General features: G+C 50.8%; 8 protein-coding genes and 1 pseudogene. 2 read left to right on the plus strand and 7 right to left on the minus strand.

What is annotated here, in order from left to right; all coding sequences use genetic code 11:
* Positions 1-17 precede the first annotated feature (17 nt).
* On the minus strand, positions 18-599 hold the full coding sequence (locus tag GSQ81_RS12695; RefSeq protein ID WP_158911086.1) for a hypothetical protein: 582 nt from the start codon (positions 597-599) through the stop codon (positions 18-20).
* 195 nt (positions 600-794) lie between these two features.
* Positions 795-3,425 carry an Ig-like domain repeat protein gene (locus GSQ81_RS20070; protein WP_371715343.1) on the minus strand — a complete coding sequence of 877 codons (2,631 nt, stop codon included), beginning with the start codon at positions 3,423-3,425 and terminating at the stop codon, positions 795-797.
* Here GSQ81_RS20070 and GSQ81_RS20075 point away from each other — a divergent pair.
* Complete coding sequence (locus tag GSQ81_RS20075) at positions 3,370-3,534, plus strand: hypothetical protein (RefSeq protein ID WP_254060325.1); 165 nt, start codon at positions 3,370-3,372, stop codon at positions 3,532-3,534. The genes GSQ81_RS20070 and GSQ81_RS20075 overlap by 56 nt on opposite strands.
* A 1,733-nt stretch (positions 3,535-5,267) precedes the next feature.
* Here GSQ81_RS20075 and GSQ81_RS20360 read toward each other — a convergent pair.
* The 3 genes and pseudogenes from GSQ81_RS20360 to wecB all read right to left on the minus strand — a co-directional run.
* A pseudogene (locus tag GSQ81_RS20360) lies at positions 5,268-5,909 on the minus strand (Ig-like domain-containing protein); the annotation flags it as partial.
* Positions 5,910-6,546: 637 nt separating this feature from the next.
* Entirely contained in the window at positions 6,547-7,668 is a 1,122-nt protein-coding gene (locus GSQ81_RS12705; protein ID WP_158911088.1) for a hypothetical protein, read from the minus strand.
* Entirely contained in the window at positions 7,665-8,837 is a 1,173-nt protein-coding gene (gene wecB / locus GSQ81_RS12710) for a non-hydrolyzing UDP-N-acetylglucosamine 2-epimerase (RefSeq protein ID WP_158911089.1), read from the minus strand. The genes GSQ81_RS12705 and wecB overlap by 4 nt, the downstream gene beginning before the upstream one ends.
* Positions 8,838-9,080: 243 nt before the next feature.
* On the opposite strand from wecB, the gene GSQ81_RS12715 reads away from it, so the two are divergent.
* A complete protein-coding gene (locus GSQ81_RS12715) occupies positions 9,081-10,292 on the plus strand; it encodes an acyltransferase (protein WP_158911090.1) in 1,212 nt (403 codons plus the stop codon).
* 106 nt (positions 10,293-10,398) lie between these two features.
* Here the strand turns inward: GSQ81_RS12715 and GSQ81_RS12720 are convergent, their stop codons facing one another.
* Together GSQ81_RS12720 and GSQ81_RS12725 are read right to left on the minus strand one after the other, a co-directional pair.
* On the minus strand, positions 10,399-11,514 hold the full coding sequence (locus tag GSQ81_RS12720) for a glycosyltransferase family 4 protein (protein ID WP_158911091.1): 1,116 nt from the start codon (positions 11,512-11,514) through the stop codon (positions 10,399-10,401).
* Positions 11,489-12,295, minus strand: a complete 807-nt coding sequence (locus GSQ81_RS12725; RefSeq protein WP_158911092.1) for a polysaccharide deacetylase family protein — start codon at positions 12,293-12,295, stop codon at positions 11,489-11,491. The genes GSQ81_RS12720 and GSQ81_RS12725 overlap by 26 nt, the downstream gene beginning before the upstream one ends.
* Positions 12,296-12,372 lie beyond the last annotated feature (77 nt).

Genomic DNA, 12,372 nt, shown 5'->3' on the forward strand with positions numbered 1-12,372 from the left:
CGCGCTGCGCTGAATGATTAGCGGAAGCGAAAGACAAAGCCGGTGCTGAAACTAAGCAGCTTCGAAGCAGGGATATTGCCATTGCCGCCAATGGTGGAGCTGCTGGCGGTTTGAAGAGAGTTGAACCCTACTTCGACGACACGGAAATCCACATGCCGGCTGAGCGAGTAATCGGCACCACCAAAGACTCCATACTGTGCCCGGTTGATGCGTACGGTGCTGGTAGGAGGACGAGTGGTGCCGACACCGACCGAAGCCTGGATATAGGGCTTTAATGGACGGCTGAAGGGCTTGGTTTCAACCCGGAGACCTAACATGAAGCTGTTCAGCGATGCGCTGTTGCCGTGGACGATGGAGTCACGAACATCCAGACCGACCTCGGTTTTGCCCCGCTGATAGAAGTTATAGTAGCCTCCCATATCCACGCCGTAGAACATCCTGGAGGTGGAGTTCGCTCCAAGGAAAGCGAAGGGGCCCGTATCGGCTTGCGAGTTGCTGACTCGGGTGGCGATGGGGTTGAGATAGAGGCCAAACTGAGCCTGGGCCGCAACGGTCGTCAGGGACAAGCAGACGACTAAAGCAATAAACCGGAATTTCATGAATAAGTACCCTCGAAGCAAACGTACCTTATGAGTCTACCGAAACATTGCCATGAAGCGCGGGGGTTTGGCGGAAGCAGGTTACATCGTGGGTTCAACTGGAGCGATTTGCACCGGCATCCATGCCAAGAGCCCGGAACACAGACCTGTTCGCTGGCTGTGTTCCGGGCTCCTGGGCTTGCTGCTCAATGCCTATCAGTGACAGTTTGAGTAGCGCGTGTTGTACCTGCCGCTTCCGGCTGCCTGGTTGATGAGATCTGCGGTCTCGGCGACTGTATCGGTTGCGCCAACACTGGGAGTAGCGGTCCGGGGGACAGCGTAGCCTAGATTGGGGAGATAGGCGAACCGTGCCGGCATCTCGCAGACTGCGGATGGAACGGCCTGCACCGCCGGAATGTCGCTGCCGAGAGTCCACGAATTCCGATCGAACGGAATAGAGCCTGTCGTTGTGATGTCATTCTTGTCGAAGCCGGTCAGATGGAGATCGAGAGGCAGACTATTCTGATAGGCATCAGAACCCGGATCCACGCTCCAGCCAGAACCGGCGCCTCCAGTCGTCAAGCCACTTCCCCAGTTCGAGGGCAGGAGGTTCCCTCCACCAACTCCAATGAAGGCGGAGTAATCGTTCCATTGAAAGGGAGACTTGGAGACACTGTCCATCCACACGATATTGTTATAGGCCTGCACCGTCTGAAACTCTGCCTGGGGATAGTACTTTCCATCTCCCCCGGTAGTATCGAACAGTGTCCATGAGAGGGGTAGGCATGCGGTACAACTCCTTTGGTAGAACGTGTTGTTGTACCAGTAGAGCGAACCTTTTCGTGCGAGCTCCCCGCCAGTTGTATCCATCGAGAAGTGGATTGGCGCCGAGGAGGTGCTGTTCTGGTAGATATTCCCGTAGACGAAGTGCGAGTTCCATGCCTCCTGCTCCGCAGCAATCTGGTCCGCAGGATAGCTGTCCTGGGTGTACAGGGCATGGAAGGAATTAGACCCGCCGCTCAGAAATCCCGCGAAAGACATATAGGCAGGAGCATCTTTTACATCGACCAGATCCATCTGCCGCTGCGCGCCGTCTCCGAGAAAGTTGTAGCGGATGATGTCCTGGAGGCCACGAGACTTGATGTTCGCGCCTAACGCTCCCTTGGTGTAGTCGTCGATGCGATTGAACTGCACGACATTGTCCCACGACTGGAGATACATCTGATGGTCCTGATCTGAGCCGGCAATTCCGTTGTTATGAATGTGGTTGCCCTCCCAAAGCACATTCAAATCGGATGCTCCCCACCCGCCATTGCTATTGAAGTCGCTCAAGACGCCGTTGCCGCAGCTTCCAATGTCGTCTCCGACAAATGCCACATTCTGCGCTTCGCTGATATGGATACATGCCGCGGAACTCTGCCAGCTCTGGGAAGAACCAGCGGGAGCGGTGTAACTGACTCCAGGATTCGCATTGCGAAACTGAATCCCCTCCACGGCAATATATTGCGCGGCCACAAATTTTGGCCAGTACGCGAAGGAATTGGAGTTATGAAGCGTCAAGAGACCATAACCTGCTATGTCCGTACTTGTATCCGAACGCCCCGTTGCCTTCGTTCCGTCGATGATGGGCAGATTGCCTGACGCATCGGGTACACCGCACATTCGGAATGGCTGCTCTGCCGTGGCGGGCTGGGAGATCTCGACATACTCGTGATAGGTCGTTGGATTCAACCCGGTCGTATCTTCATTGTGCAACCGAACTGTCGAGCCGGGAACCATCGTGGGGAAAGGCACCGACGCCAGGGTTTTGAATTTCTGTGAGAGCCCAACGTCGTAGACTGCGCCCTGCATGGATGGATCTACCGTGCAATCTACTGGTTCCGTCTGATTAGGCGTGACGCGATACGGCATCTTGTGACCAGTCACGTACATGATTGCGGTCGCGCTCTTCCCTGCATTGGCCACGCTTGTTGCCGTCAGTTGATAACGTCCTGCAACCGTTCCAGTGAAGAGTGCGTCGCGGGAAGTTGAATCGGTCAGCTTGCCGTCTCCTCCCTTGGGCTGCGATGTAATTGCCCAATGCACATTCTGATCGACGGGACCAAGCACCAGGCTCTGCACATCGGCTGGCTGATTCGCATAAAGCGTGCGGTAGAACGGAACGACTGAGACTTCAACCGCGGGATTGCACACGTTGAAGGTAGCCGTCGCTTTCTCGCTTCCATCATCGACCGAGTCAGCTTCAATCGTGAATTGCGTCGAAGAGGTTACGCCATACTGCGCACTGGTTCCGGTATAAGAGCACGAAGATCCTGTTACCGGCGCAGTAACGTCTACCCATGGCCCGGAGGTCGACGAGATTTGTGCCGAGCCTGACTTTACAGACCAGGTAACCTGGTTCGATGTTCCATTCGTGACGGTAGCAAAGATGCGCCGTGTCGAACCAGGGATTACGTTGAATCCATAGTCCGGCTGGCTAATCTTGATTGCAACAATTGCAGGAGTGGAACCCGTCGCCGGTGGAGGTGTGGAACCCGTCGCCGGTGGAGGTGTGGAACCTGTCGCTGGTGGAGGTGTGGAACCCGTCGCCGGTGGAGGTGTGGAACCTGTCGCTGGCGGCGGTGTGGCTGTAGCGGAGCTCACAGTAATAGACACAGGATTCGACGTCCCCGCAGCGTAATTCGAGTCTCCGGTATATACGGCAGTCACAGTGTAATTTCCGGCTGCAAGTGATGAGAGTGACAACGTAGCCGCACCTGAGTTATTCAATGTCGCTGTGCCAAGAGAAGATGTGCCATTTAGAAATGAAACCATTCCAGTCGGCACCACGTTGCCTGCTGGAAGCAATGTGGCCGATATTGTTATTGGTTGTCCGGCAGCAACCGTATTCGATGTAACAGCTAATGTTATTGTCGCCGTCGACAAAGAGGGAGTGCTGGAACTTGCTTCATATTGAATGGCCCCCATTGAAGGAGGATCGGGGATTGTTAGCCCGAGACTATCGGTCAGCAGCCCCGGAATAGTAATTCCAGTTCCAATAGCTGGGCTTGCCGAACTGAGACTAAAGTTGAAGTTGTCAAGCGAAGTCTCGGACGTGACTGTAAGTGAAGGCTCATTAACAAATTTAGGATCGGCACAAATCTCTCCCGCCAGAAGTGAAGAGCATCCATGTTTGAAGTTCCAATACAGATTGTGATCGCGAATGGCCCACCCTTGATTTGGAGGAAGAGCGCCCGCATTTGCATAAAATAGCGCGGCTGGTTGATCGCTATAGTTTGGAGCCCACATGCCAACGCTCACATTGTCCTCAAACCGAGTATCAGATGAGGCGCAGGAGTCGTAGTTACATCCAATGTCAAAGGTTACTGCCCCATAACCAGCGAAGGTATTTCCCTGAAACCAGTCACTTCCTTGTCCATCAAAACTGATTGGAACCGAATCTCCACCCGCCCGACACAGAGATACGCCAGGAACAATTGCACTCGCTGGCTCATCGCCAAATAATTGGCCTACTCTCTGGCAGTTATTCAGAGTTATGTTGCTCCTGAAGATAACTACCTTCCCAGACCCAATCTTGTATTGTTGTCCGTCGTTTCCATAACTCTGTGAATTCGTAACGGCTAAGCTATTCAGCCCGGAATGGAGAAGGTCAAGACCATCCTGGAAGTTATACCTCCAAATGTCATGATCAAATAACCAGTCTCCAGTTGCGCTGGCAGTGCCAAGTCCATCCCCGTATCCACCCGCATTGGCATCTCGGCATTCGATGTAGGGGTAGTTATGAACGACAGGGTACTCTTCTACGCAACCTGTAAATTCTGTCGTTGAGTTGTTCAGTGTAAATCCGCCGGCAACTGATATGTTGCCAATACCCCATGGGCCATCGTCCATATTGATGCCCGCCAGCGGCATTCCGCGAATATAAATGCGATTTCCAACGACGCCGACTCCAGTCGCCCCATATATTGCTTGAACTGCCAATCCATGGATATATAGGTCGGTATAGTTGACGGACGCCGTCAATGCGCTTTGCATGATGGCAGTGGCACCATAGTTATCCGCGTTTGAACACGCATTGGTAAAATTTCCGCTATTTACACATTGCGCTTTGTCAGTAATTTCAAAACAGGCGACGTCAACATATTGCGAATCTCGAACATTGGCAAAGGTTTGGGCTCCCCAGCCTGTAGTTATAAGCGTTTTGGAAGAATTAGAGGTACAGTTCGCATAATTCTCTCCAAGGATACGTGTGTGCCGTGAAGCCGTACCGGATGGAATGGTCGGCATAGGAGTCCAGGTATTTACTCCGTTGACAGGGGAACGGCTACTTCCGCCGCTGTAATATCCCGCGCTATTCTGCGCGACGATGACCGTATCGCCACCAGAGATGACCCATCCCTTGTGGTAATAAGGCTGTCCGTCCAACCAAAGATCATAGACATTCGCAACCGCACAAGGCTGATTGACGCCAGAGCCTGGGTAATCTGCATTGTGTTTGCCATCGCATTGGCCAGTCGCAGTATCTGTCGCATTGGTATATAGCGTCCCGCCCTTTGGGCGCACATACCAAGTTTGGTTCCCTGTTCCACCGTTGACAATCGTCAGCGTAATCACGTTCCCAGGAGCAACCCAGCCATGAGTCCCCGAGTTGCCAAATGTCCCATTTCCCGCTCTACCGCATGTAATTGTGACATTCCCCGGAGCAATTCCTGTGACGAGACCCTGCCTATCTACGGTAGCCTTCGTCGGATCCGAGGTTAACCAGTTGCAAGTGGCCTGAAGTGGATTGCCTGTTGCCGAGCCCGGATTATTGATTGCAAATCCACTTCCAACCGTTATCGTCGAACCGACGGCAACATTCATACCTAGATAAACAGCTGTGGGAAGTGAATCCGTATCGAACGAAGTGAGATCAGGAGTCATGTACTGATACCAGATATCGCCGGGATGTTGGCCATAGACTGCGGCACGGCTGCTCACAGTTCCTGCGGTCGCAATAACGAAAGATGACAGAGAAGAATAATAGCCGCCAAAAGGCGAGGGAACTGTCTTTGGATCGGTGTTCCATGTTGCTAATCCCGACCTATCAACGGTCATGTATTTATTGATACTTGACGCACTGCTCCAGGTCACTCCTCCTATTGCGGTGCAATCATCCGTGGTTTCATCAACATAAGTGCATTGCGCGCTAAATTTCAGATTTGAACCGCTTTGCAGGACTGCTCCCTGGGGAGAGATCGTAATAGAACTCACTGTCTTCGCATAAGACAGGGGCGCAACTAGCAATAAAACGGATAGAACTAAATACTGCAACTTCAAGATGATCTCCATTTGCTTCAAAGCAGTTTATTTCCGCCGAGAGCAGAATGCTTTTCTGGTTCTGGTTCAAGTGGAAGCACTTAAACTAGCTACCTAACATCAGGGTATGCACTTACAAATGTCATGCATACCCCACAAAAATGTGCATGAAGCTAACACAAAAGATATTGCGTATCCTACTTTGGAGTTAAACAAAGGTAGTAAGAGGGATGGGAGCTAATTCAAAGATACTAATAGCTGATTAGGCAAGAGCCAGCAGTCCCGATGAGACCATAACTGGAAGTTATCGCGTATTGAGGATGGAATTAAGCTAAAGATTAGGGCCAATTCATTGCCGATCTGAGAAGATTTCCTCGACTTCAGGACATCCTAACTCGTAAGAACCGGCAGAAGAATGGAGCAGCCACGCCTGACATGGGTGGCGAAAACACAGGACGGATATTTCTTGAACATCCGTATGGAGAACTTCAGTTTTTATATCACAAGTCGAGAAGCGCCCTTTGATGCTTGCCTTGCTTCTACATCGCAGAACGGTTCTTCAGACAGATAATTTTTGGTATCTCGATGCCCACCGTGAGTTACCTTGAACCATTTCAATTAATGAATAATTCGTACTTCATCAAGAGGTGATAGATCTATTGGGGGATGGCTAGCCACTTTTCAGGCAATCCAATAAAAGCTTGTCGAAGAAGACTGCCCATCGTTCTTCCATCCTCTGCCAGGAATATTGCGTCTCGAACAACACCATCGCGTGATGGCATGCTGCAATCAACGACTCGTCGGGAGCATAGACCACTTCTATTGCGTGTTGTAGCTCTTCGACACTGCCAAATTTCGTAGGCATTCCAAAACCAGTTTTCTTTGCAAAATCGCTGACGAGACACTCAGAGTTGATCAGGAGTGGAATTCCAACCATCATGGCATCAAATAGCTTATTCGGCGCTGCATAGATATGGTTTTCCACAAATGGCTTGTAATGCGCAAACATTGCGGTAGCAGCCGCGGCAATTTCCATCGATCCATGCGGCGTCGTCTCACCAAGGTTCTTTACAAGCGGATGATGCAGAAACGAGTTATTCATCCAGGGCCCGATTGGCCTGCCCGCAAAGACAATCGAAGCACCTTGCGTTCTTTCACAGGCAATTAGAAGCGCTTCCACCCCCGAAATATCATCGAGAATGGACCCACACACATAGATAAATTTATCGGGCAAATCCGGACGCGCCTGCAGTGGCACCGCGGGAGGCGAATTGAATATTACGACATGGTGTTTCGGTACTTTTTTATGGCGAGCTAGACGCTCATCCGTCACTTCCACGAGGCCATCGATACTGCCGAGTGACCACCGTGAAAGCATGGACCATAAGGGGTTGAGGTAACGCAGGGCGTCAACAGTGCGAATCGCAAGACTGTCGATCAAGTCGCATACAAGGACTGGAGGGCGCTTGAAATACCCTACTGAGAATGGCAGAACATAGTCTTCGTTTGTCGCAATAACGATATCAGGGGATATTGCACGAAGTTGGTTCTTTACATATGCGGTAAAGCGCAGCGACGTGATAAGACCGCGTATGCCACGGCGCGCTTTTCGATTGTCGATGTGATAATGAACTCCATCAATCGCGTCCTTTTCATTCCACGTTCCGGTGCGGACGCATCCGATGTAATGCACCTCTTCAAACAGCTTTTCAAATACCTGGAGGCACTTCGAGACTCGGACATTGTTAGGGCTATCGGAATGAATATAAACAAGCTTCGCTTTGTGCTTCACGACAAACGACCTGCCGCATGATGATTTGCCGGTATTCCGAAATGATGCATGAGGGCAGCGACAATCCGTTCTGCGGAATGACCATCGCCATAGGGATTTTGCTTCCCCTTTGAATCCCAGCTTTCAGGATTTTGTAAAATCTCGTTTGCCTCGGAGGCAATTTTGGCACGATCTGTGCCAGTGAGCCTGACCACGCCCGCATCCACTCCCTCAGGCCGCTCCGTCGTCTCTCGCATTACCAATATGGGTGTACCAAACGACGGCCCCTCTTCCTGAACGCCGCCTGAATCGGTAAGAATGAGCGATGCCCGTGACATCAGGAACACAAACGGCTCATATTCAATTGGCGGAATCAGGTAAACATTCGACAACCCGTGCAGAATCCGATTCACGGGTTCCTGAACATTTGGGTTCAAGTGAACGGGATAAATAATGTCTACATCCGGGTTTGCTAAAGAAATATCGCGGATCGCCTGACAGATATTTTCAAACCCATCGCCAAAGCTTTCGCGGCGATGCCCAGTGACCAGTAAAAAGCGCCTCTCCTTCGTGATAGCGACGCCATGGGATTGAAAAAACTCGGCCCAGCGCGCAGCACTCTTCGGAGTAGATTGATTTTCAACGACCCGGAGGAGTGCATCAATTACCGTATTCCCCGTAACGAATATTCTTTCATCGGCAACGCCGTCTGCCAACAGATTCTGGCGGGCAATGGGAGTAGGCGCAAAGTGCAAATCCGCTATCTGGGTGCTAAGTCGCCGATTGATCTCTTCGGGAAAGGGATGAAACTTATTACCGGTCCGCAGACCAGCCTCGATATGGCCTACTGGAATTTTCTCGTAGTAGGCCGCCAAGCTCGCAGCAAAGGTGGTAGTCGTATCTCCCTGTACTAGAACAATATCGGGCCTCTCCTGCTGCAACACTGCACTGATCCCTGTGAGACATCTTGCGGTCAACGCTGAGAGGCTTTGGTTTGGTTCCATCACCGATAAATCATAGTCCGGAACAATCTGGAACAGGTGCAATACTGCGTCCAACATCTGCCGGTGCTGTGCGGTGACACAGACTTTTGTCTCTAATACATCACGGCGAGAAAACAGGGCCTGAACAACGGGAGCCATTTTTATCGCTTCTGGTCTTGTTCCAAAGATCAAAAGAACTTTAGTCATATAAGGGGATGGGTGGAGAAATCGTTCTGAAAATAGTGCTCGCTATAGTTATAGCAGACACGCACAAATCGTTATGGAGAATGGCCGTTGGTGAGCCTAACAAATCGGGTGCCAGGGGCTGGATAATGCCAGCCATTTACTGTTTTCGACAGCGGCTCCTGAAGCGCATTATTATCATTCTGCGCGTCTCTCTAAAAGCTCAGGGTTTGACGTCGATAGCGAAAGGGTTAGAAGTGTCTCGATATGGCCGACTCTCATTCAGTACCCGATAAATCTCGGCGCTTCACTTCCTCGTCCCTGTTTGCTGGAGCCTTCGACCAGTTTCGGCATCGTCCTTCAAGCCAGATCCCGTTTCTCGATGGCCTGCGAACTATAGCTATCTTGCTTGTCATCAATGGGCATTTCAGCACTTCATTCACATCTCGGTACGGTGAGAATTTCTACTCCAGGATGTCCTTTGTTGCCAATGGGTGGATTGGCGTTGACTTATTTTTCGTCTTGAGCGGATTTTTCATCGGCGGCCAACTATGGAGGGAGTTGTGGAAGGAAGGCACCATCTCTATCCGGCAGTTTATGTTGCGCCGAGGGCTTCGTATCTGGCCGCTATATTTTTTTACTTTCTTATGCGTGCTGGTTTTCTACTGGCATAATGCGGCAGCAAAAGAATATGGCTGGGCTGATCTTGTCTTTCTTGCCAATTACTTCAACTATGGAATCGTACTGGGTGGATGGTCTCTATCGACCGAAGAACAGTTCTATATTCTGACCCCCCTCCTTTTGTATTTATTTGCGCGAAGACGAGATCCGAAGACTGTTCGCATATGGCTCTGGGCGATCCTATTGTTCATTCCTCTTATGAGGGCTGCCATATGGATTCATCACACGGGTAACTTTTTTACGCACGATCCAGCTCTATTTGCAACGATCTACTATAAATTTCATACTCATTGCGACGGCCTGATTATGGGTCTGATTATTTCCAACCTCTGGGTTAGTCGAAGCACAAAGGTAGTTAATAAATTTTGGCGCTCTTCGCTTCTAGTCCTGGTCGGATTTATTCTTCTGCTAGCGCTGCGGCATATACAACATGAAGTCCTGAACTTCACCGGCCTTGCGTTTTTCTTTGGGTCTCTTGTCTGGTTTGGGTTAAACTCCGGCACAACTTTATTTCGATCCAGATTCTTTTATTGGATATCACGCCTATCCTTCGGAATGTATCTGAACCACCCTTATTTGCAGGGACCAGTATTTCACTATGTCCTCCCTCGTCTCGGCTTCTTTCCTATCGCCTCGGTTGCAAGCCAATTATTGGGCATGTCTATTCTTGTAGTCTTGTCGGCAGCAGTAGCGTTTTTCACATTCTGCCTGGTAGAACATCCCTTTTTAAACCTACGCACGAGATTACTTGGATTTCGCCCGGCAAAGAAGACGGTCGAGGCTCCTACACTCCAATAAGAAGCCTTCGCTGAAGAATTGCATGGAGAATCGTTTCACTCCTTTCATGCCGCAAAGCTCAGGTTGCGCTGACCGAATAGAAAATTGGTCGTGCACTAAGATTGCTCTATTTCTCTCTAGCCACAAGTGCTTGTTGATACGCTACGAGATAGTTTGCTGTCATTTTTTCTGCAGAAAACTCGTCTTCTACTCTCTTTTTTGAGGCAGCACCATAGCTCGCCCTCATGTCCTCACTCTGGAGCAATTCAATAATCCCACGGGCAAGTAGATCCACATTTTCCGATGGAACCAGAATTCCGGCGCTGCCATCCAAAACCACCGTCGGCACATCCCCTACAGCAGTGGCAACGAGTGGAAGCCCACTAGCCATACCTTCCAGAATCGCCATCGGTAATCCTTCCTGGCGCGATGAAGAGACCATTACGTCCAGTGATGCATAGACAGCAGGCATATCGCCTCTGCGGCCCATAAACAATATGCTCTTCACTATCTTCAACTCGTCTACCAGCGCACGGAGCATTGCGAGATCGGGACCGTCGCCTACGATGACAAACCTTGCCTGTGGACATTGAACAAGAACCTGAGCGGCAGCCCGCAGAAAGATATCGGCCCCTTTTTCATTCGAAAGCCTGCCAATCCAACCAACAGTCAAAGCCGTTGCAACCTTGACTTCAAGAAGAAGCGAGGATCTTGCTTTTACAAAGGGCCGCAGGTCGATTCCATTCTGAATGGAGTAAACCTTATCCGCTCTGACTCCAGCCCTAAGCAGACACGCTTTCACTTCATCCGATACAGCGATTACTCCTGCGTAGTTCCTCAGTACAAAGCGATCCACGATGCCGTAAAAAGAGACCGCCGGACCGCCCTTGAGCCAGTTGTGACAGGTCGAAACAAATGGTATCCCAGTGTTGCGCAATGCGAAGTACACATAAACATCTGCCTTGTAACCATGAGCATGGACAACGTCAGCACCTGTTTGCGCTGCCAACCTTCGGATATTGCCAGCCACTGTCCAGTCAATCTGGCCATTGCATGGAATTACGTTCGACTCAATCCCTTCACCGATTGCGGCCTCGTGAAGTTGAAGGTTCGGATTCGCGGAGTTTGAAAAAACGCCCAGGACACTGCGATGAGAGTTTTCGTTAAGCGTCCGCGAAAGATTCAGGATCACGGCCTCAGCACCGTACATGCCGCCGCTACTGATGATGTGTAGAATCTTCATTCGCTGTGACCCCGTCGCCGTCTGTATCCGGTTCTTTTCGATTCAGAAGCGCCCATGCCGTTTCGTAGAGCCGATCGCCCAGCAGAGCTTTCGCGGCTTCCTTGACCTTATATTGCCTGCCGAGACTGGCCAGCGTCCGGCTCTTCGGCTTAAGAAGCTCTGCAATCCACTCAAGCTTCATATCGCCACGGATATTCAACCGACCCATGAACGGTCCCGACGACACAGGCTCCGATCTTGGAATCGAGGAGTATATCTGCGTATACCCGGCCTCCGCGCATGCCGCCAGAACACGGCGGTTATAGCGCCCTCCGGGCAGCGACATCGTTTCGATGGGAACCCCTAGTTTATCTTCCAATGTTTTTCGTGCATCGACCAGCTCAGTCTGCAGCTCTTTTTCGTTGCAATGAGTAAGAAGAGTGTGGGTCCATCCGTGAGCGCCTATCGACTGGCCGGCATCAAGCAGCATCCGCAACTCGTTCCACCCCATATAGCCGCGCTTCTGTCCAGTCCAACCGACTGTAATAAAAAACTGCGCGCTCAATCCCCGTGACTGCAAGATCGGCAATGCGTATTCAAAATTTGAGATATGACCATCGTCAAAGGTTATTTCGGGCCACAAGCCGCCTGCGTTTTGTGTTCTTCTCTGCGAGAAGAGATTGAGATGCTTCTCAAATTCATTAGTTTCAATTACATACGAGTACTTACTGCCACTGGGCCTCAATTCATGATAAAGAAGATATAGCCTGCGTTCAGAAGTTAGCACTTGTTCCATCGACATTGTCTAAGCACTCAAAGTTGGCTCTCGTTCAAGCGGCATTCGCCGATTGCAGTAACAGAATCAGAATACTAGACTAG

The sequence above is a fragment of the Granulicella sp. L56 genome (genome assembly GCF_009765835.1).
GTDB lineage: Bacteria > Acidobacteriota > Terriglobia > Terriglobales > Acidobacteriaceae > Edaphobacter.